Genomic DNA, 19,778 nt, shown 5'->3' on the forward strand with positions numbered 1-19,778 from the left:
TACGCTGTATTTCGTGGATACACCGTACGGTAGCGCGCCACTGCCCGTCTGGGAGCGGCCCGAGCCCGCGCCGAGGGCGGCGCCGGTGCCACTGAGCCGCGCGAAGATCGCCGACACGGCGATCCGGATCGCCGACGCGCACGGTCTCGACGGGCTGTCGGTACGCAAGATCGCGAAGGAGCTCGGCGTCGGTCCGATGCGGCTCTACGACTACGTGGTGAACAGGTCCGAGCTGCTCGATCTGATGGTCGACGCCGTGTATGCCCGGATCGCCGAGGCCGGCCAGCACTCAGGGTGGCGCACCACGGTGCTGGCCATCGTCCACCGGACCCGCGAGGTCGCTCTCGACCACGAGTGGTTTGTCGACCTGCTCGGCGGAAGGCCACACCTGGGACCTCACGCGCTCGCCGTGGGCGAGGCGACCGCGGCGGCGCTCAGCCGGGCCCCCGGCGTGCGCGATATCGACGACCTCCAGCGGGCCTTGGGCGTCCTCAACGCGTTCATCGTCGGGGCCCTCCGCAGGGAGGTCACCGAGCGCCGCACCGCCCGCTCGACCGGCACCGACGTGTCCACCTGGCAGGCCGCCCTCGGGCCCTACCTGACCCGCATGCTCGAAACGGGCCGCTATCCCACCGTCGCCCGGCTCGTCGTCGACGGCGCCCACCTCGACGCCGAGGTGACCTTCCACCACAGCCTGACCACCATCCTGGACGGCGTCATCAGCCATCCCCGGACGAAGGCTCCTCGAAGCGGCGGATGAGCTCGCCGACGCTGCGCAGGCTGCCGCGCACCCGCCGGCTCCACTGCTCCTCGCCGAGCAGGATGACCGCCTCGCCGCCCAGAAACGACAGGCCGATCAGGCCCGCGAGGTCGCCGGGTGTGAAGGGGCCGAGCGACCCGAACCGACCCTGCGCCTCGTGCGCCACCTCCTCCAGCACGGTGAACCACGCGTTGAGCAGCGCCACGACCTGCCGCGCCAGCGCCGGGTCGGACCAGCCGGCGGCCATCATCTCCTGCAGCACCCGCACGTACCCCGAGGCGAGGTCGTCCTCCAGGAAGTCGCACGCCTGCTCGTAGCGCTTCCACAGCGGCGTCTCCGTGCCGTACATCTGGCGCTGGCGCTCGACCAGCCGGGCGTTTTCCCGGTCGAGCAACGCGAGGATCAGGCCCTGCTTGCCGCCGAAGTGGTAGTGGATCTGGCTGAGCGGCACGCCGGCCAGGTCGGCGACCCGCCTGGTGGAGAGCGCCGCGTAGCCGTCGGCGAGCAGGGCGTCGCGCGCGGCCTGCAGGATCCGGTCCGCCGTCTCGCCGCTTCGCTCCGCCATCGCACGCTCCCGTCGCCGATTTCCGACACTTGTCGGTCAGTCGACCGAATGCTAGCGTCCCATCTTATCGGTCGGTCGACCGAACGGGAGGGGATGGACATGCTTCGCCGCGCATCGGTGCTGGCGTACGGACTCGCGGCGTACGCCCTGTTTGTCGCAGTGCTGGTCTACACGGTCGGCTTTCTCGCCGGCGTGGGCGTGCCCAAGGACGTCGACGACGGCCCGGCCGGCCCGGCCTGGCGAGCGGTGCTCGTCGACCTGGCGCTGCTGGGCGTCTTCGCCGTCCAGCACAGCGTGATGGCGCGACCCTGGTTCAAGCGGTGGTGGACGCGGACCGTCCCGCCGGCCATCGAGCGCAGCACGTACGTGCTGGCGGCCAGCCTCGTCGTCGCGCTGCTGCTGTGGCAATGGCGGCCGCTGCCGGACCACATCTGGTCGGTGGAGGTCACCTGGGCGCGGGCACTGCTCTGGGCGGGGTACGCGCTGGGCTGGGCCGTCCTGCTGCTCAGCACGTTCCTCATCGGTCACTTCGACCTCTTCGGCCTGCGGCAGGTGCTGTCGCGGGCCCGCGAGCGCCGCTACGCGGAGCCCGACTTTCGCGAGCCGTGGCTGTACCGGCTGGTCCGCCACCCGCTCATGGTCGGCTTCCTGATCGCCTTCTGGGTCACACCCGACATGAGCGCCGGACGGCTGCTCTTCGCCGCGGCGGCCACCGGCTACATCCTCGTCGCCGTGCGGCTGGAGGAGCACGACCTGCGCCGCCAGCTCGGCGAGCCGTACGAGAGGTATCTTGCGCGTGTACCGCGCTTTGTGCCGCGCCCAAGCGCAATCGGGGGGAGGCGGCGGCATGCACGCCAGGCAGGCTGACACCGAAGGCTTCGTCGAGCACCTCGGCGTCAAAATCCACTACGAGGTACACGGGTCCGGCGGGCCCACCATCCTCCTGCTGCCGACCTGGACGATCGTCCACAAGCGATTCTGGAAGCTCCAGGTGCCTTACCTGGCCCGGCATTTCCGGGTCGTCGTGTACGACGGTCCGGGCAACGGGCAGTCCGACCGGCCGGTCACACCCGCCGCGTACGGGCAGGCGGCACAGGTGGCGTACGCGCTCGCCGTCCTCGACGCCACCGGCACCGACCGGGCCGTCGTCGTCGGGCTGTCGCGGGCCGCCAACTGGGCGCTGGAGCTTGCCGCCGAGCACGCGTCGCGGGTACACGGCACGATCGTCGTCGGCGCCGCGGTCCCGCTCGCGCCGCGCGACCCGGTGCGCGCCGCGCACATGTCGCTGACCGGGCCCGCACCGCTGCTCGAACCGTCGGGGGTGCCGGCGCTCGGCACCGACCCCGGCGAGCACTGGGCGAAATACAACCGGGAGTACTGGCTGGAGCGGTACGAGGACTTCCTCTGGTTCTTCTTCGGACAGTGCTTCAGCGAGGCGCACTCCACCAAACCCATCGAGGACGCGGTCGCCTGGGGTCTGGAGACGAGCGGCGCGGTGCTCGCCGCGGAGTCGGCCGCGGCCTACCCGAAGCGGGAAACCGTCGAAGGTTGGTGCGCGCGCATCGCGTCACCACTGCTGGCCATCCACGGTGACGAGGACCGCGTGATCCCACTGCGCTGCGGTGAGCGGGTCGCCGAGCTGTCCGGTGGCGAGCTTGTGGTGCTGGAAGGCGCCGGCCACATCCCGATGGCCCGCGATCCGGTCCGGCTCAACCTGCTGATCCGCGCGTTCGCCGAGCGGTTCCGCCCGCCGGCGCCGTCCCGCCGCACGTGGACCCGGTGGGACCGGCGGCGCAAGCGGGTGCTCTACCTGTGCTCTCCGATCGGGCTGGGACACGCGCGGCGCGACCTGGCCATCGCCCGCGAGCTGCGCGCGCGCCACCCGGACGCGCGAATCGACTGGCTGACCCAGCATCCGGTCACGCGGATGCTCGACGACGCCGGCGAGCACGTCCATCCGGCGAGCCGGTGGCTGGCCAACGAGTCCGAGCACATCGAGAGCGAGGCGGGTGAGCACGACCTGCACTGCTTCCAGGCGCTGCGCCGGATGGACGAGATCCTGCTGTCGAACTTCATGGTGTTCCGGGACGTGGTCACCGAAGAGCGGTACGACCTGGTCGTCGGCGACGAGGCCTGGGACGTCGACCACTTCCTGCACGAAAACCCGGAGCTCAAGCGGTTCGCCTACGCCTGGCTGACCGACTTCGTCGGCTACCTGCCGATGCCCGGCGGCGGCGAGCGGGAGCCGCTGGTCGCCGCCGACTACAACGCCGAGATGATCGGCCACATCGCGCGCTTCCCGCGGCTGCGTGACCGCGCGGTGTACGTCGGCGACCCGGACGACATCGTGCCGGACCGCTTCGGCCGGGACCTGCCACCGATTCGCGAGTGGACGCAGGCGCACTACGACTTCTCCGGGTACGTCACCGGCTTCGACCCCGGCGACTACACCGACCGCGCGGCGCTGCGGGCGCAGCTCGGCTACCGGCCCGGCGAGCGGGTCTGCGTGGTGACCGTCGGCGGCTCCGGCGTCGGTACCGACATGCTGCGCCGTGTCGTCGACGCCTTCCCCGAGGCGTCCCGCCGCGTCGCCGGCCTGCGGATGATCGTGGTCACCGGCCCGCGCATCGACCCGGGCTCGCTGCCGACCCGCGACGGCTTGGAGATCCGGCCGTACGTGCCGGACCTGCACCGGCACCTCGCGGCCTGCGACCTGGCCGTCGTGCAGGGCGGCCTGACGACGTGCATGGAGCTGACCGCCACCAACCGGCCGTTCATCTACGTGCCGCTGCGCCAACACTTCGAGCAGAACTTCCACGTGGCGCACCGGCTCCGCCGCCACGGCGCGGGCCGCCGCCTCGACTACGCCGACCTCACGCCCGACTCGCTCGCCGACGCGATCACCGCCGAGATCGGCCGCGAGGTGCGGTACCGTCCCGTTCCCACGGACGGCGCCGCCCGCGCGGCCGCACTGCTCGCCGACCTTCTGTGACCCACCGGCCGCAGGGCCTAGCAGTGTTCGTGGTGATAGCCGCTGGCGCCCGCGGGGACGACGTCCCGGTCGCGGAGGATGATCGAGATTTGGGCACCGCGGTCGGCGCAGGCGCGACGGTAGGCGTCGGTGCCGTTGTCCGTGTACTCGATCTCGTAGACCTGGTTGCCGTAGGCGGCCTGGTAGAGATCGCATTCCTCGTAGACGGCGCACTCCTCGGCGAGGGCGAAGTCGAAGCCGATGTCGTCGCGGCCGGTCTGGCTCAGGTCCGGGGTGTTCTTCTGCCCGACGGCCAGTCCCCGCGTGTGTGCGGCCTCGACAAGCTGGCGGGCGAAAGCGACCGCGTCGGCCTGGGACAGCAGGCTGTCGGAGCGGGTCCAGGAGTCGAGGTTGTCCGGCTCGACCGCGTCGAAGCCGTGCGCGGCGCAGTCGGCGAACCAGCCGCCGACGATGGCGGCCAGCTCGGTCCGCCGCTCCGGGGTGGAGATGTCCAGCAGGTGTTCGCCGGGCCAGTCGGGGTCCTCGACGTACCGCCCCCCGCGATCCTTCAACAGCAGTGAGTCGTGGTGGGACTGCCACCACGAGTTGTCGTCAGGCTGGGTCTGGAACGCGTTCACGTAGCAGATGGTGTATCGCCCGGACACCGGCGGCGCCGCACGGTCCCGGACGAGCACACCGACCTCCTCGGCCGGCGGGTACGGGCCGCCGATCTGGTAGTCGAAGACCGCGTTGGCCGGCGGCGGCCGCCAAGCCTGGTTTGTCGCCGGTAGGGCGACGCGCGAGTCCGCGGGTGTGCCGGCCGGGGCCGGGCTCTGGTCGGCGCACGCACCCAGCAGGCCGCAGATCAGCGTCAGCCCACCGAGACGGCGCAGCCAGCCATCGCTCACCGTTTCACCGTAAACGGCGGAGCATGGCGCGCCGGCCCTTTCGGCTCTGATCACTGCCGCAGGAACGCCGTCACCATCGGCAGCACGAACTCGGGCCGGATGACATGCATGTGCTTCGTGCCTGGCAGGATCGCCAGCTGGGCATTGGGCACCAGCTGCTTCATCTGGACGGCGTGCTCGAGCCGGATGAAGTCGGTGTCGCCGATGATGATGAGTACCGGCATGGTCATCCGGGCCAGCTGTTCGTCGGTCCACGCTTCGAAGTCGTGTACCGCCGGCTGGATCTTCTCCACGAACGGGAAGAAGTCCTCGGGGTTCGGCGCCACCTCGTCGTAGGCGCGCTTCATGGCCACGGACTCCTCCTCGGTCGGCAGCCGAGGCGAATCCCCCTCCGGCGCCGTGATCTCGGGGTAGTAGGCGTCCGGCCGGAAATGCGAGGCCGCCAGCACGACCCGGCCGACCCGCTCCGGGGCCCGGACGGCGACCTCGGTGGAGACAAGCCCACCCAGGCTGTACCCGAAGAAGTCGGCCTGCTCGATGCCGAGCTGGTCGAGCAGCGCGATCACGTCCTCGGCGCACTGCCGGATGGAGAACGGCCGGTCGCTGTCGGCCGTGTGTCCGTGTCCCTGCAGCTCGACGCCGATCACCTTCCGCTCGGCGGTCAGCGTCGGCAGCAAGGCGTCGAAGCTCAGATGGAACGTGAGCACGCCGCCATGCAACATGATCAGCGGTCGGCCGGGCCGGTCGGCGCCGAGGATTTCGTAGTAGAGGTCGATGCCGTTCACCTGGGCGTACGCGCCTTGCGCCATGTCGATTCCCTTCGTCGCTGGCATGGGACGCTACGGCTCGCGGGCCGGCGCGGGCATCTGTCAGATGACTGGTGCGGAGCCGGCAGGCTACGGCTCTGTGGCCCGCCGCGCGCGCAGGGCCCGCAGCTTGTGGCGGTTTCCGCAGCGCTCCATCGCGCACCAGCGCCGGGCGCCGGGGCGGGAGGAGTCGACGAAGACCATCGGGCAGTTGTCGCTCGCGCACTCGCGGATGCGCCCGGACAGCGGCCCGGACAGCAGCTCGATCATCTCGCGGGCCAGTGTCGACAGGACCTGCGTCACCTCGACCGGCGGTGCCCACCCGGCGGTGGCGCCGTCCGCGGCGAGCTCCGGGACCAGCGGCGCCGCGGTCGCGGAGCGGTTGATGGCGGCCAGCGCTCCGGCGGGCAGCGGGCGGCCCGCCGCCCGGGCGTGTGCCGCCTCCCAGATCGCCTGGCGCAGGGTCTTGGCGGCGGCCAGGTCGGCCGCCGTGACGGGGACCGTCATGACGGCCCCAGCGGTGGCTGGCCCAGCCATTCGGCCAGGTCGGCCGGCTCGTGCAGGGACTCGAACTTCGCGTACTGCCCCTCGCCGCCGGTGTGGGCGAAGTCCAGGCAGACGGCGCCGGCGTCGAACCAGAACGACCCGCCCTTGGGGTCCTGCAAGAGCCTTCCGGTTGCGCCCGCTCGCATGAACCCACTATAACTGGTGTCGGAAGCAGACACCGGTTTAAGCGGTGTCACCGATCGAGGAGGCAACGACATGGGTGTCCGGCACATCAACCCGGAGGGACTGCACCGCAGCCCCGCCTTCAGCCAGGCCGTCGTGGTCGAGCAGCCGACAAAGACGATCTACATCGGCGGGCAGAACGGCGTCGACGCCGATGGCAAGGTCGTCGGTCCCACGGTGGGGGAGCAGTCCAGGCAGGCGTTCCGCAACCTGGCGACAATCCTGGAGAGCGAGGGCGCGAGCCTGGCCAACATCGTGCATTGGCGGATCGCCACGGTGGAGGGCCAGAGCTTCGACGAGGGTGTGGCCGCCTTCCAGGAGGTGTGGGACAGGTCCGACCCGCCGCCGGCCATCACGGTCCACGTGGTCGCGGCCCTGGGTCCCGGCGTCCTCGTTGAGATCGACGCCGTCGCGGTCGTCTGACGACGACCAGAAGCGCGTTGCTCTATGTACCTCTCGCGTCTTTTGTCATGGTTGTAGCCTCCGGATGAGGAGGCTCTGCCATGCACTTCACGACCAGGCGCTTGGTGGTGGGTGCGGTGGCGCTGGCGGTGCTGTCGGCCACGCTCGGCGGGCTGGTCGGTGCGGGACTGCGCTCCGACCCGGACACCGCCGCCGAACGGCCCGCGTCCAGCGGCGCGGGATGTGATGTCGCCGAGGTGTCGGCCGCGGTGCTGCCCTCGCTGGTGACGATCCACGTGCGCGGACCCGCTGGTTCGGGCAACGGATCCGGGTCGGTCCTCGACCAGCAGGGCAACATCCTGACCAACGACCACGTGATCGCGCAGGCGGTGCCCGGCGGCACCGTGACGGTCGATTTCGCCCGCGGGTACACGCAGGTCGCGGCGGCCATCGTCGGCCGTGACCCGGCGACCGACCTGGCCGTCGTGCGGGCGCAGCCGCCCGGTGGCGGCCTGGTGCCGATCGCGCTCGGCGACTCGGCCGCGCTCATCGTCGGGCAGCCGGTCGTCGCGGCGGGCTCCCCGCTGGGACTGTCCGGCACGATCACGGCCGGCGTCGTGAGCGCGCTGAACAGGTACGTCGACGTGGGGGAGGGCGCGCGACCCGCCACGCTGGTCAACACGGTGCAGACCGACGCCGCGATCAACCCGGGCAACAGCGGCGGCCCGCTCACGGACTGCGCCGGCCGCCAGATCGCCGTCAACACGGCCGGCGCGCAGGTGCCGGGAGGCGGCGGGGGCAGCATCGGGCTGAACTTCGCCATCCCCATCACCTTCGCGAACGCTGTCGCGGACGAGCTCATCGAAAACGGGCGGGCCACGCATCCGACCATCGGCGTCCTCGCGGTGACGGTCACCGACGAGATGGCCAGCGCGACAGGGCTTCCCCGCGGCGCGCGGGTCGAGCAGGTGCTGCCCGGACTCGGCGCCGCCGCCGCGCGGATCCAGGCGGGTGACGTCATCACCAGGATCGGCGACGCCGCGGTCAACAGCGTCGATCAGATGCAGGTCGCGATCCGCAGCCACAACCCCGGCGACACGGTACCGGTGAGCTACACCCGCGGCGGGGCGGCGCAGACGGCCAACGTGGCCGTGACCGCGGCCTGAGCCTCGTGGCATGGTGGGTGGGGGCCGGCCGGAGGAGGAAGCGTGAGCCTCAGCCGGGGCTTCACCACGCGCCACTACGCGATCCGGGAGGCGTCCGCGCAGCAGGCGGCGCCGGTGCTGCGGCGCCACATCGCCGTGGCCACCGCGACGCGCGCGTATTTCCTGGCGGACAAGAACGATCCCGTCGAGCGGGCGACCACCAGGCATCGGTCACGGGCGGTGGACGGTGATGTCGCCGCCGTGGCTGCGGGCGCGCACCTTAACGGTACGGTCGGAGGGGGCGGGAGCCTCCAGCTGGTTGCGCACGCGGCCGGCCGAGGTGTGCGCGTCCAGCCGGGCCGTGATGCCCGCGGGGACGCCGACCTCCACCTCACCGGTTGCGGTGTACAGGTCGACCGGGCCGGTGCCCAGCTCGCCGACGCGGACGTCGCCGCTGGCGGTCCTGGCGTTGAGCGCGGCACGCGCCGCGCCGACGGTGATGTGGCCGTTGGCCGAGTTCACCCGCAGGTCGCCGGCGACCTCGCCGACCCAGCTGTTACCGCCGATGTTCTTGACCACCGCGCCGCCGTCGACCTGGCGAACCCGGATCTCCCCGTTCGCGCTCACGTCGGCCTGCCCGGTCACGTGGTCCACGCTCACCTTGCCGCTGGTGGTCCGCAGCCGCACCTCGGCGGCCCGCTCGACCCGGATGTCCCCGGTCGGGGTCTTCAGCTGGCAGGAGCCGACCACACCCTCGACCAGGTACCTGCCCTTCGCGGTGTCGCCCTGCACGTCAGAACCGGTCGGCAGCTGCACCAGCACCTCCACCGAGCCGTACTTGTTGCTGAACGCGGTACGCAGCTTCGAGTGCTTGACCAGTAGCTTCCCGTCGGCGAACTCGATGTTGGCCTGCTCGGCGGCCTTGACGTCCAGCTCCCACGACGGGTCCGCCGGCCGCACCTCGACCACGGTGTCGGCGCGGTCGCTGGCCTTGAACTGGATGTTGCCGAGGACGATGTCGACCGTCGCCGAGATCGGGCCGGGAGTGTGGAAAGTAGGCATCGGGCTGTCCTCCTGACAGTGCCGGGTGAGCGATGTAGCCAGGTTCGCCGGACGCTCTGACACCTGCCCGCCACCGTGCGGGTCTGGGCTCGACGGCCGTGTCAGGGGCGTGTCAGGGCGGTGGCGGCACGCCCGACGACGGTGGTCGGCATGACAGACCTGGCGATCGAGGCTTCCGGCCTACGGAAGTCCTACAAAGACAAAGTCGTTCTCGACGGCATCGACCTGAAGGTTCGTGCGGGCACCGTCTTCTCCCTGCTCGGCCCGAACGGCGCGGGCAAGACGACCACGGTGAACGTGCTGACCACGCTGCTGACCGCCGACGGCGGGACGGTCCGCGTCGCCGGACACGACGTCGCGAGCGAGGCCAAGGCGGTGCGCGCGGCGATCGGCGTCACCGGCCAGTTCGCCGCGGTCGACGAGCTGCTGACCGGGCGGGAGAACCTGCAGCTGATGGTGGACCTGAAGCGGTTCCCCACGGCCGAGGGCAAGCGGATCGTCGCGGAGCTGCTGGACCGTTTCGACCTGACCGAGTCGGCGGGCAAGCCGGCGGCGACCTACTCCGGCGGCATGCGGCGCAAGCTCGACCTGGCGATGACGCTGGTCGGCAGCCCGCGGATCATCTTCCTGGACGAGCCGACGACCGGGTTGGACCCGCGCAGCCGGCGCACGATGTGGCAGATCATCCGCGGCCTGGTCGCGGACGGCGTGACCATCTTCCTGACCACCCAGTACCTGGAAGAGGCCGACCAGCTCGCCGACCAGATCGCCGTGCTCGACCAGGGCCGGCTTGTCGCCGAGGGCACGCCCGACGAGCTCAAGCGGCAGATCCCCGGCACCCACGTCCGGCTCCGCTTCGCCACCGCGGCGCAGCTCGACGTGGCCGCCGAAATCCTGCCCGGCGCCACCCGGGACGACGAGGCACTGACCCTGCGGGTGCCCAGCGACGGCGGTACCGCCTCGTTGCGGGCTCTGCTCGACCTGCTCGACGAGCATGCGGTGGCGGCCGAGAGTTTCTCGGTGCACACCCCGGACCTTGATGACGTTTTCCTGGCCCTGACCGGCCACACCACGGAGGTTGTCGCAAAATGAAATCCCACTCGCTCGTGATGCTGCGCCGCAACTTCACCCACATCGCCCGCAACCCGACCTCGGTGTTCAACGCCGTGCTGATGCCGGTCGTGGTCATGCTGATGTTCGTCTACATGCTCGGCGACGCGTTCAACGTCGGCGTCGACTACGTCGACTACGCCACCCCCGGCCTGCTGCTGCTAGCCGTCTGCTACGGCCTCGGCTCGGTCGCCACCGCGGTCAACTCGGACATGACCAAAGGCATCATCAACCGGTTCAAGGTCATGGACATCCCCCGCAGCGCGGTGCTGACCGGACACGTCATCGCCAGCCTGCTGACCAACCTCGTCGCCATCGGCGCGATCATCGCGGTCGCGTTCCTGCTCGGCTTCGACCCGTCCGCCAGCGTCCTGGACTGGCTCGGCGTGCTCGGCATGGTCGTCCTGCTCGGCTTCGCCGCCGGCTGGCTCACCGTCGCCCTCGGCCTGGCCGCGAAGTCGCCGGAAACCGCAGGGCTGGCGTCGGTACCACTGGTCATGCTGCCGTTCTTCAGCAGCGCCATCGTCCCGGCCGACAAAATGGGCCCCGGCCTCGCCCAATTCGCCAAGTACCAACCCTTCACACCGATCATCGAAACCCTGCGCGGCCTGCTCAACGGCACCCCAGCGGCCAGCGACGTCATCCCCGCCCTGGCCTGGTGCGCCGCGATCGCCCTGGTGGGCTACCTGTGGGCGTCACACACGTTCACGAAGCGAGCGTGACCGCCACAAGCTCGCGCCAGTCCGCCCGCGCACCGTGTTCTGTCGCCTCGGTGAACCCCGGTTCACCGAGGCGACTTCGCGTGGCCTGCTCGATCCTCGCCACGTCCGGCTGCGAACGATCGCGCAGACCGCGGACCGCGGTGCTCGCCGCGATCAGCGCCGCGGCCTGCTCGTACTCCTCCTTGCGCAGGGCCAGATCCGCGATACCGACGAGGATCGCCGCGATCCCGAGGGAATGCCCCGCCTCGGACGCGGCCTGGAAGGCGGCGATGCGGTGTTCACGCGCGGCGTCGAGATCCTCGGCGAGATAGCCGAGCAGGTCTTCCACGAACAGGCGGATGTTGGCCCGTTCGACGTCGTTGCCGAGCATCGCCGTCGCGACGTCGAGCTGCCGGCGTGCCTGCTCGGTCTCGCCTTTCCAGCGGGCGAGCTCCACCTTCGCCAGGGCCAGCTCGGCGAGCGCGTTCGGCCAGGGGACCCGTTCGGCGTACCGCTGCGCCTCGGCCATGGCGGCCGCGCTGGCGTCCTCGTCGCCCATCAGCCAGTACAGCTGGGCCTGCCGCGAGCGGATCGGCACCACATCGTCGATGGCGCCGACCTCGGTGACGACCTCGACCGCTTGTTCCAGGTGCGCGCACGCGCCGGCGAACTCGCCGCGCACCGCCATCCGGTTCGCCAACTCGGTCAGGGCGAAGGAGATGCCCCACCGTTCGCCCAGCGCGCTGAACTCGGTGAGCGCGGTCTCAAGGTGTGCGTCCGCCTCGTGGCCGCCCACGCCCAGCATGATTCGCATCTTGCCGAGCTGCAGCCGGGCGAGGGCCCGTACCCAGGGATCGTCGTCGGCGGTCAGCGGTTCGAACGCGGACAGCAGCGCGTCCGGCCCGTGCAGAAGGCGTTCCAGCGCGGGGACGAACTTCAGCGCCATGTGGTGGCTCGGCACACGCTGGCTGATCTCGTACGCCTTGCGGATCCACTCCTCCGCCTGGAACTGGTCGCCCTTGCCGGAGGAGACGAACTGCACGATGAACGCGTACACCACGGCTCGCGTCTCGTCGTCCACCTCACCCGGCAGCGCGACGGCCGCCATGATCAGCTCGTTGCCCTCGGTGCGGTGCCCGGCCAGCCACCAGTACCAGGTGCCGGCGGCGGCGAGCCGCATCGCGCCGTCCGCGTCGCCGGCCGCGATGGCACCGCGCATGGCGGCGCCGATGTTGTCGTGCTCGACCTCGAGAGTGGCGAGCCATTCCAGCTGCTCGGCGCGGCGAAGGTGCGGATCCGCGGTGCTGGCGAGGGCGGTGAAGTAGGCCAGGTGGGCGCGGCGTGTCAGGTCCGTTTCCCCGGCCTCCGCGAGGCGCTGCTCGGCGTACTCCTTGACGGTGCCGAGCATCCGGTAGCGCGGTGCGCCTTCGCCGTAGGTGACCACGAGCGACTTCTCGGTGAGCGCGGTCAGCAGCTCGAGCACCTCCCAGGGCTCGACCGCGGCGCCGGCGCAGACCTGCTCGGCCGCTTCAAGGCTCGCCCCGCCGGAAAACACCGAGAGCCTGCGCAGCACCATCCGCTCAGCGTCGCTGAGCAGCTCCCAGCTCCAGTCGACCACCGCCCGCAAGGTCCGGTGCCGGGGCAGGGCGGTACGGCTGCCGCCGGTCAGCAGCCGGAACCTGTCGTCGAGCCGGACGGCGAGCTGGTCGAGGGACATGGTGCGCAGCCTGGCCGCGGCCAGCTCGATGGCCAGCGGCATCCCGTCCAGCGCCCGGCAGATGCGCGCCATCGTCGACAGCGTGCGGGCGTCGGTCCCGAGATCCTTGCGCACCGCGCTGGCCCGGTCCTGCAGCAGCCGGATGGCCGGCGAGGACTCGATCTCGCCGGGGTGGGCGTCCGGCGCGGGCAGCACCAGCGGCGCGACCGGCCACAGCGCCTCACCGGTGATGCCGAGCGGTTCCCGGCTCGTGGCGAGGATCCGCAGCCGCTGGCACTCGCCGAGCACCCGGTGGGCGAACGTCGCCGCGGACTCGATCACGTGCTCGCAGTTGTCCAGGACCAGCAACATCGTCCGCTCGCGCAGCGCGGCGATGACCCGGTCGGTCGGCTCCGCGTCGGGTGCCTCGCCGAGCAGCGCGTCGCGCAGCCTCAGCGCGCCGAGCGTGGCCTGCGCGACGTCACCGTCGGCGCCGATGGCCGCGAGCTCGACCATCCAGACCCCGTCCGGCAGGTCGTCGAGCAGCGTGCGCGCGGTCTCGGTCGCGAGCCTCGTCTTTCCCGAGCCGCCCGGCCCGATCAGGGTCGTGAGCCGGCGTCCGGCGACGAGCTCGCGGACCGCGGCGACGTCGGCGTCCTTGCCGAGGAAGGTGGTCAGCTCGGCGCGCAGGTTGGTCGTGCGGGTCTCCTCCCGCCGGCCCAGCTCGCCGCGCAGCAGTGCGACGTGCAGCGCGGACAGTTCCGCCGAGGGGTCGACGCCGAGCGTGTCGGCGAGGGTTTCCCGCGTGCGCTCGTACAGCAGCAGCGCCTCGGTGTCGCGGCCGGACGCGACGAGGGCGCGCATCAGCGCGGCGACGAGCCGCTCCCGCACCGGGTGCGCGGCCACGACGTCGGTCAGCTGGGTGACCACCTCCGCGCCGTGGCCCAGGCTGATCTCGGCGTCGAACCGGTCTTCCATGGCCGCCAGGCGCAGCCCGTCGAGGCGGGTGACCGCGGCGTCGAAGGCGGCGCTGTCTTGCAAGCCGACATCCTGCATCGCCGCGCCGCGCCACAGGGCAAGGGCTTCGCGCAGCCGCCGCGGGTCGTCGTCGTTGCGGGCCTGGCCGACGAGGCGTTCGAACCGCACGGCATCGACAGCGTCCGGCTCGACCTTCAGGCGGTAGCCCTCCGGCAGGCCTTCGACGGCACCGTCCGGCAGGGCCTTGCGCAGCCGGGAAACCAGGCGCTGCAGCGCGTTCGCCGCGTCGGAGGGCGGCTGCTCGCCCCAGATCCAGTCGACGAGCGTCGCCTTCGGGACCACCCGACCGGGTTCGAGCGCGAGGGCGGCCAGCAGCCCGCGCAGCCGGGCACCCGGTACGTCAGCCAGGGCGCCGTCGTCCGCGCGTACCTCGAATGGTCCAAGTATCCCGATCTGCACCCAGCGATTTTGCCACGGTCGATCACGGCCACTCGCCGCCGTGGCGGCCACGCAATCCGCCCGTCCGCCGCGCCACGGATCCGGACAAACGCCACCCTCAGTGACGCGCAAACCAGAGCCGGCGGCTTGGTGAGGGCTCGGCGCGCGCAATGATACGGTAAATCGATTTGATGGAGGAAGTCTGAGCGCCGACCGATCTGGGGAGGACAGTGGACAAGCGGTTGTCGACCAGGCGTGGCACCAACTTGCCGCGGATGGGCGATTTCAACGAGTCGGTGGTGCTCGACGCGATCCGGCGGGTGCCGGACGGGCTCAGCCGCGTGGAGCTCGTCGAGGCCACCGGCCTGTCCGCACAGACCGTGTCGAACATCTGCCGGCGCCTGTTGAACACCGGCCTGGCGCGCGAGGCGGGCACCAAGAGCTCCGGCAGCGGCAAGCCGCGGCGGCTGCTGCAGGTCAACGCGCACGCGCGGTACGCGGTCGGCGTCCACCTCGATCCCGCGGTGCTCACCCTTGTGGTGCTCGACCTGCTGGGCAACGTGGTGGCGCGCGCCCAGCGTCCCACGCCCGAGGTGGCTGACCCGGACCACACACTGACCGAGATGAGCGAGTCGATCGCCGCGCTCATCGGCGGTTCCGGGGTGCCCAGGGAGGCGGTGCTGGGGCTCGGGATCGCCGCGCCGGGACCGCTGGACGTGGCCTCCGGGCAGGTGATCGCGCCACCCGAGCTGGCCGGCTGGGGGCGGGTGCGGCTGCGCGACCACCTGGCCGAGACGACCGGGCTGCCGGTGCTGCTGGACAAGGACGTGATCGCCGCGGCCGTCGCCGAACGGTGGGCCGGCGCGGCGCGCAACACGGGCAACTTCCTGTTCTTCTACCTGGGCACCGGCTCGGGGATGGGGCTGGTCGTCGACGACGTGGTGCTGCGCGGCTTTTCCGGCAACGCCGGCGAGGTCGGCGGGCTCTACGCCGCCTGCACGACAAACGCCCTTGTCGCCGAGGCGATCGAGCAGCAGGTGCTGGGCCCGGACTTCACGCCGTCCGGCCCGCGCGACGCGGAGGAGGGCCTGCGGCACCTGTCCCGCCACGCGTCGGCCGGCAACGTGACCGCCGGCGAGATCATCGATCGCTGGGCGGTCCGCGTCGGGCGTGGCGTGAGCGCCGCCGCGACGCTGGTGGACGCGGAGATGATCGTGTTCGGTGGGCCGATCTGGCCGCTGCTCGAGGAGCGGTTCATGGCGATCGTGCCGGGCATCGTGGAGAGCTCGCCGTTCGTGGAGCGGATCCATCCGACCGTGGTCACCACGACCGCGCTGGGCGTCGATGTCGGCGCGATCGGTGCGGCGTGCCTGGTCCTGGACCAGATCCTGTCGGTCCAACCGCAGTCGCTGCTGCTGGGCTGACCAGCCGATCTTGGGGGCCTTACGTTACCCGAGGTCACGGGCGGTCTTAACGTTTTGACAACGTAGCCGTGACGCCGTTGACACAGTACATCGATTCGATTTAGGTTTCCGAGCCTAAGGTGGCGCATGTCGATGGCGCCCTCGACGTGAAGGCTCGGCACCCGTGATGACATACGTACGACGCGCACGGCGGCCGGCGTTGGCCGTCCTGGTAGCACTGGCACTGACCGCAACCGCCGCCGCGTGCGGCGGTGACTCGGACGACAGCAGCTCGTCCGGCAAGACATTGGTGATGTGGACCTTCAAGCAGTCCCACGTCAAAGCACTGGAGAAAGTCGCCGAGGGCTTCGCCCAGGAAACCGGCGTCACGGTCAAGGTCGAGGCGTACGGGCCGGACGACGTCTTCGTGACCAAGGTGCAGGCCGCGGCGCAGACCAAGAACCTGCCCGACCTCTTCGAGGTGCACACCACCGGCGACGACTTCGCCTGGGGCGCCGCCGGCCTGCTCACCGACCTGGCCAAGGACGTCGACGACGCCTGGCTGAACAGCTACCTGCCGACGGTGCGGCAGGACGGCCTGGTCAACGACGAGTTCTACCAGAAGTCGCTGGCCCAGGACGCCAAGACCAAGGGCATCCAGGTGGGCCAGCGGTGGAGCGTCCCGCTCACGATCGGCACGTTCGGCATCGTGTACGCCAACAAGCAGCGACTCACCGACGCCGGCGTCACCACCGCGCCGACCACCTGGGAAGACTTCATCTCCACCTTGCAGAAGGTGAAGGCGAAGAACCCCGACAACGGTGGCGTCACCATCGGCTTCAAGGCTCCCACCACCGGCCTGGAGTGGTTCATGCAGCCGATGGCGTACGGGCTGCTCGGCCCCGACAAGTTCCACGCCCTGTTCGGCAAGGACAAGAGCAGCAACTTCTCCTCGCCGGCCGGCACCCAGGTGCTGGAGACCTACGGGCAGATCACGCCGTACTGGCAGGCGGGCACGCAGAGCCTGGACATCGACGCCGCGGACCTGGCCTTCGCGCAGGGCAAGTCGAGCTTCGACATCGGCGGCACGTTCACCCTCGCGTTCCTGGCCCAGAACGGGATGGACCCGAGCAACGTGGTGACCTTCCCGGTGCCGGCGCCCGCAAACGGCGCGGTCAAGGACCTGAGCCTGGCACCGTTCACCCTCACCGGGGTGTCGGTTTCGGCGACCACCAAAAACCGCGACGGTGCCATCCAGTGGCTCAAGTACCTGGCCAAGGCGGACGTGTCGGCCACCTTCGCCAAGGAGGCGCTGGACATCCCGCCGACCGACCTCGGCGCCGACCCCAGCACCGCGGTCGGCCCGGTGCTCGGTGCGATGATCGCGTCGTTCGGCTCCGGCCCCTCGGCGTACAACCCCGGTGACACCTCATACCGGCCCGGTGCGTACGACGGCGTCCCGGTCGCATCGACCCTGATGGACTTCTCGCCGCTGAAGAAGAAGAGCGCCGCGGACACCGGTGCGCAGATGGCCAAACAGATCGACGCCTTCTGGGCCAAGCAGTAATGGCGGTAATGCGGTAATGGCGATATCGACGATCGCGAAGGGCCCGTCGCCGACCCGGCGGGCCCCGAGCCGCGGCAGGAGCAGGTACCGCCGCTCGGAGACCGCCTGGGGCTACGCGTTTGTGCTGCCGGCGATCGCCCTGTTCGCGGTGATGGGCGTCTACACCATCGTGTACGGGTTCTCCCTCAGCTTCGCCTCGTGGAACGGCTTCACGCCGGAGTGGCGCTGGGTCGGCCTGAAGAACTACGCCGACCTGCTGTGGGCCGACCCCCAGTACGCGCCGCTGGTGCACCAGGCCGCGCTCAACACGATGTGGGTGATGATCGCGGTACCGGTGCTCACCGTCCTGGTCAGCTTCCCGCTGGCGGTGTTGCTGAACTCGGTGCGGCGGCTGAAGACCGTGCTGCGCTCGGTCTACTTCCTGCCACACGTGACCAGCGGCATCGCCGTCTACTTCGCCTGGGTGTACGTGCTGCAGCCGGACGGCGCGATCAACCTGCTGCTGCGCTCGCTGGGCCTGGGCAGTCTCCAGCAGCCGCAAGGCTTTCTGGGCAACCCGACGACCGCGCTGCCGACCCTCATCGTGATCACCGTGTGGACGTCGGTACCGGTCGCCATGCTGCTGTACCTGGCCAGCCTCCAGGCGGTCGACCCGTCGCTCATCGAGGCCGCCCGCGTCGACGGCGCCAGCACCTGGCAGGTCACCCGGCGCATCGTGTGGCCGCTGCTGCGACCGATCACCGCGATCGTCGTGCTGCTGGCCCTGCGTGACTCGCTGCAGGGGTTTCAGACGTTCCTCATCATGACCAACGGCGGACCCGGCAACCACACAAACGTCCTGGGCCTGCAGACGTACCGGCTGGCCTTCCTGTCCCAGCTCAGTCCGACGCTCGGGCTGTCCAGCGCGCTGGGCTGGATGCTGTTCGTCGGCGCGCTGGTCCTCGCGGCGATCAACGTGCGAGTACTGCGGAGGGTCACGTGAGCACCGACACCCTGCGCCCGGCCGCGACCGGCGCACCCGACACCGGCCGTCCCGCCCGCGGGTCGAGAGTCCACTTGTCACTGTCCACTGTGCTGGCTCGTGGCACGGTCGGCGTGCTGCTGTTGCTGTACGCGGCGATCAGCCTCTACCCGTTCCTGTGGATGGTGTCGGCCGCGTTCAAGGACGAGATCGAGGTGGTCTCCGGCGGGCACCTGATCCCGCACCGGCCGACCCTGCGCACGCTCACCGAGACGTGGAACGAGCTGCACTTCTTCGACTACTTCCTGAACAGCCTGAAGGTCACCGGGCTGACCGTGCTGCTGGTGCTGGTGATCTACTCGGCGGCCGGGTACGCGTTCTCGGTGCTGCACTTCCCCGGACGCAAGGCGCTGTACCGGCTGTTTCTGGCGCTGCTGTTCGTGCCCGGCGTGACCGTGCTGCTGCCCGTCGTGCTGCTGGAGAACAAGCTCGGCCTGCTCGGCGGCCACTGGGGACTCATCCTGCCGTTCGTCAACGGAACGGCACCGCTGTCGATCCTGCTGATGACAAACGCGTTCTCCTCGATCCCGGGTGAGCTGCGCGAGGCGGCCCGGGTCGACGGCGCCAGCGAACTGCGCATCTTCACCACCATCTACCTGCCGCTGTCCCGGCCGGTCCTGATCACGATCGCGGTGCTGACCGCGATCCCGACCTGGAACGAGTACCTGCTCACGCGGGTCTCGCTCAACGACCCCGAGGCGTACACCCTGCCCATCGCGCTGCAGAACCTGCAGTCCAGCGCGGTGCTGCACTACAACGTCCTGATGGCCGGCGCCCTGATCGTGGTGGTGCCCGTGATCATCCTGTTCATCGCCGCGCAACGGTACTTCGTCAACGGCCTGATCGGCGCGGTCAAGTCCTGACCGATCCGCCGCAGCCAACGAGCCCGGAGGCAACCCGTGAGAATTAGGTCCCTGGTTGGGCCGCTGCTGTTACTGGTGACCGCACTCGTCGCGCCCGCCGGTGCCGCGCACGCGGCGGGCCCGGTCATGTACCCGCGCGGCATCGGCGCGGACTTCGGCCCGGACGTCACCGCCCTCGGCGTGACGGTGCGCGGCGGCGACGACCCGGCCGGGCTGCGCACCGGCACGCTGGACGGCCGGACGTACTGGCAGACCCAGGTCGCCGCGGGCACCTCGTACGTCGGCGTCACCCCCGACGCCGGCTACGCCTCGAGCGTGGCCGGCGCGTCGGTCGTCGTGGTGGTCACCTACCACGACGCCGGCAGCGGGCAGCTGACGCTGCGCACCGCGGCGGGCCAGACGACGGCCGTCGCCGCGCTCGCCGGCACGAACGCCTGGCGGCTGGCCGCGGTCGGCCTCGACGGCGCCGCGCTCGGCGGGGGAGAGCTGCGCCTCGCCGGGGTCGGCGGCGACGCCCCACGGACATCACCGTCGCCCAGGTCCGCATCACCCGGACCGGGCCGCAGACCACCCTCGGGCCCACCGCGACCGACACCGGCATCAGCGCGCGGGCCGGCGACAACGAGGCGGGGCTCGTGACCGGCACGATCGCC

19 protein-coding genes are annotated in these 19,778 nt (G+C 70.8%); 12 read left to right on the plus strand and 7 right to left on the minus strand.

Features of this window, described 5'->3' with window-relative positions:
- The first annotated feature begins 13 nt into the window (after positions 1–13).
- Complete coding sequence (locus tag Phou_RS27825) at positions 14–760, plus strand: TetR/AcrR family transcriptional regulator (protein ID WP_246273899.1); 747 nt, start codon at positions 14–16, stop codon at positions 758–760.
- On the opposite strand, the gene Phou_RS27830 is transcribed toward Phou_RS27825, so the two are convergent.
- Positions 720–1,325 (minus strand): TetR/AcrR family transcriptional regulator, encoded by a 606-nt coding sequence (locus Phou_RS27830; protein WP_173060968.1) that lies wholly within the window; start codon positions 1,323–1,325, stop codon positions 720–722. The two genes, Phou_RS27825 and Phou_RS27830, sit on opposite strands and share 41 nt — an antisense overlap.
- Positions 1,326–1,424: 99 nt before the next feature.
- Here Phou_RS27830 and mddA point away from each other — a divergent pair, with 99 nt between their 5' ends.
- Both mddA and Phou_RS27840 read left to right on the plus strand, forming a co-directional pair.
- On the plus strand, positions 1,425–2,192 hold the full coding sequence (gene mddA / locus Phou_RS27835; RefSeq protein WP_173060971.1) for a methanethiol S-methyltransferase: 768 nt from the start codon (positions 1,425–1,427) through the stop codon (positions 2,190–2,192).
- Complete coding sequence (locus Phou_RS27840; protein WP_173060974.1) at positions 2,173–4,317, plus strand: alpha/beta fold hydrolase; 2,145 nt, start codon at positions 2,173–2,175, stop codon at positions 4,315–4,317. The genes mddA and Phou_RS27840 overlap by 20 nt, the downstream gene beginning before the upstream one ends.
- Positions 4,318–4,334: 17 nt before the next feature.
- On the opposite strand, the gene Phou_RS27845 is transcribed toward Phou_RS27840, so the two are convergent.
- The 4 genes from Phou_RS27845 to Phou_RS53100 all read right to left on the minus strand — a co-directional run bounded on the left by Phou_RS27845 (position 4,335) and on the right by Phou_RS53100 (position 6,702).
- Entirely contained in the window at positions 4,335–5,204 is an 870-nt protein-coding gene (locus Phou_RS27845) for an endo alpha-1,4 polygalactosaminidase (protein WP_173060977.1), read from the minus strand.
- Positions 5,205–5,254: 50 nt separating this feature from the next.
- Positions 5,255–6,013 (minus strand): alpha/beta fold hydrolase, encoded by a 759-nt coding sequence (locus Phou_RS27850; RefSeq protein ID WP_173060980.1) that lies wholly within the window; start codon positions 6,011–6,013, stop codon positions 5,255–5,257.
- 87 nt (positions 6,014–6,100) lie between these two features.
- Positions 6,101–6,517 (minus strand): CGNR zinc finger domain-containing protein, encoded by a 417-nt coding sequence (locus tag Phou_RS27855; protein WP_246273900.1) that lies wholly within the window; start codon positions 6,515–6,517, stop codon positions 6,101–6,103.
- Positions 6,514–6,702 (minus strand): ABATE domain-containing protein, encoded by a 189-nt coding sequence (locus tag Phou_RS53100; RefSeq protein ID WP_246273901.1) that lies wholly within the window; start codon positions 6,700–6,702, stop codon positions 6,514–6,516. The genes Phou_RS27855 and Phou_RS53100 overlap by 4 nt, the downstream gene beginning before the upstream one ends.
- 70 nt (positions 6,703–6,772) lie before the next feature.
- Between Phou_RS53100 and Phou_RS27860 the strand changes: the two genes are divergently transcribed.
- Together Phou_RS27860 and Phou_RS27865 are read left to right on the plus strand one after the other, a co-directional pair.
- The gene (locus Phou_RS27860; RefSeq protein ID WP_173060983.1) at positions 6,773–7,162 is read left to right on the plus strand and encodes a RidA family protein; all 390 of its coding nucleotides are present in this window, start codon (positions 6,773–6,775) and stop codon (positions 7,160–7,162) included.
- Between the two features lie 80 nt (positions 7,163–7,242).
- A complete protein-coding gene (locus tag Phou_RS27865) occupies positions 7,243–8,307 on the plus strand; it encodes a S1C family serine protease (protein WP_173060986.1) in 1,065 nt (354 codons plus the stop codon).
- 210 nt (positions 8,308–8,517) lie between these two features.
- On the opposite strand, the gene Phou_RS27870 is transcribed toward Phou_RS27865, so the two are convergent.
- Positions 8,518–9,348 (minus strand): DUF4097 family beta strand repeat-containing protein, encoded by an 831-nt coding sequence (locus tag Phou_RS27870; RefSeq protein WP_173060989.1) that lies wholly within the window; start codon positions 9,346–9,348, stop codon positions 8,518–8,520.
- A 150-nt stretch (positions 9,349–9,498) separates the two neighbouring features.
- Between Phou_RS27870 and Phou_RS27875 the strand changes: the two genes are divergently transcribed.
- On the plus strand, positions 9,499–10,440 hold the full coding sequence (locus Phou_RS27875; RefSeq protein WP_173060992.1) for an ATP-binding cassette domain-containing protein: 942 nt from the start codon (positions 9,499–9,501) through the stop codon (positions 10,438–10,440).
- Positions 10,437–11,180 carry an ABC transporter permease gene (locus tag Phou_RS27880; protein WP_173060996.1) on the plus strand — a complete coding sequence of 248 codons (744 nt, stop codon included), beginning with the start codon at positions 10,437–10,439 and terminating at the stop codon, positions 11,178–11,180. The genes Phou_RS27875 and Phou_RS27880 overlap by 4 nt, the downstream gene beginning before the upstream one ends.
- On the opposite strand, the gene Phou_RS27885 is transcribed toward Phou_RS27880, so the two are convergent.
- The gene (locus Phou_RS27885; RefSeq protein ID WP_173060999.1) at positions 11,164–14,292 is read right to left on the minus strand and encodes an ATP-binding protein; all 3,129 of its coding nucleotides are present in this window, start codon (positions 14,290–14,292) and stop codon (positions 11,164–11,166) included. The genes Phou_RS27880 and Phou_RS27885 overlap by 17 nt on opposite strands.
- Positions 14,293–14,546: 254 nt before the next feature.
- On the opposite strand from Phou_RS27885, the gene Phou_RS27890 reads away from it, so the two are divergent.
- From Phou_RS27890 to Phou_RS51330, 5 genes are all read left to right on the plus strand, one after another.
- Entirely contained in the window at positions 14,547–15,695 is a 1,149-nt protein-coding gene (locus Phou_RS27890) for an ROK family transcriptional regulator (RefSeq protein ID WP_173061002.1), read from the plus strand.
- Positions 15,696–15,894: 199 nt separating this feature from the next.
- The gene (locus tag Phou_RS27895; protein ID WP_218579222.1) at positions 15,895–17,241 is read left to right on the plus strand and encodes an ABC transporter substrate-binding protein; all 1,347 of its coding nucleotides are present in this window, start codon (positions 15,895–15,897) and stop codon (positions 17,239–17,241) included.
- A gap of 16 nt (positions 17,242–17,257) precedes the next feature.
- Positions 17,258–18,223 (plus strand): carbohydrate ABC transporter permease, encoded by a 966-nt coding sequence (locus Phou_RS27900; RefSeq protein WP_173061005.1) that lies wholly within the window; start codon positions 17,258–17,260, stop codon positions 18,221–18,223.
- The gene (locus Phou_RS27905; RefSeq protein ID WP_218579223.1) at positions 18,220–19,125 is read left to right on the plus strand and encodes a carbohydrate ABC transporter permease; all 906 of its coding nucleotides are present in this window, start codon (positions 18,220–18,222) and stop codon (positions 19,123–19,125) included. Before Phou_RS27900 ends, Phou_RS27905 begins: the two co-directional genes overlap by 4 nt.
- Positions 19,126–19,161: 36 nt before the next feature.
- Entirely contained in the window at positions 19,162–19,764 is a 603-nt protein-coding gene (locus tag Phou_RS51330; protein ID WP_218579224.1) for a hypothetical protein, read from the plus strand.
- Positions 19,765–19,778 lie beyond the last annotated feature (14 nt).

This window comes from Phytohabitans houttuyneae (genome assembly GCF_011764425.1).
Lineage (GTDB): Bacteria > Actinomycetota > Actinomycetes > Mycobacteriales > Micromonosporaceae > Phytohabitans > Phytohabitans houttuyneae.

Coding starts and splice junctions, on each gene's coding strand:
- Phou_RS27860 (WP_173060983.1), top strand. CDS start 6,773: ATGGGTGTCCGGCACATCAACCCGGAGGGACTGCACCGCAGCCCCGCC.
- Phou_RS27840 (WP_173060974.1), top strand. CDS start 2,173: ATGCACGCCAGGCAGGCTGACACCGAAGGCTTCGTCGAGCACCTCGGC.
- mddA (WP_173060971.1), top strand. CDS start 1,425: ATGCTTCGCCGCGCATCGGTGCTGGCGTACGGACTCGCGGCGTACGCC.
- Phou_RS53100 (WP_246273901.1), bottom strand. CDS start 6,702: ATGCGAGCGGGCGCAACCGGAAGGCTCTTGCAGGACCCCAAGGGCGGG.
- Phou_RS27880 (WP_173060996.1), top strand. CDS start 10,437: ATGAAATCCCACTCGCTCGTGATGCTGCGCCGCAACTTCACCCACATC.
- Phou_RS27900 (WP_173061005.1), top strand. CDS start 17,258: ATGGCGATATCGACGATCGCGAAGGGCCCGTCGCCGACCCGGCGGGCC.
- Phou_RS27870 (WP_173060989.1), bottom strand. CDS start 9,348: ATGCCTACTTTCCACACTCCCGGCCCGATCTCGGCGACGGTCGACATC.
- Phou_RS27830 (WP_173060968.1), bottom strand. CDS start 1,325: ATGGCGGAGCGAAGCGGCGAGACGGCGGACCGGATCCTGCAGGCCGCG.
- Phou_RS27850 (WP_173060980.1), bottom strand. CDS start 6,013: ATGGCGCAAGGCGCGTACGCCCAGGTGAACGGCATCGACCTCTACTAC.
- Phou_RS27890 (WP_173061002.1), top strand. CDS start 14,547: ATGGGCGATTTCAACGAGTCGGTGGTGCTCGACGCGATCCGGCGGGTG.
- Phou_RS27865 (WP_173060986.1), top strand. CDS start 7,243: ATGCACTTCACGACCAGGCGCTTGGTGGTGGGTGCGGTGGCGCTGGCG.
- Phou_RS27875 (WP_173060992.1), top strand. CDS start 9,499: ATGACAGACCTGGCGATCGAGGCTTCCGGCCTACGGAAGTCCTACAAA.
- Phou_RS27855 (WP_246273900.1), bottom strand. CDS start 6,517: ATGACGGTCCCCGTCACGGCGGCCGACCTGGCCGCCGCCAAGACCCTG.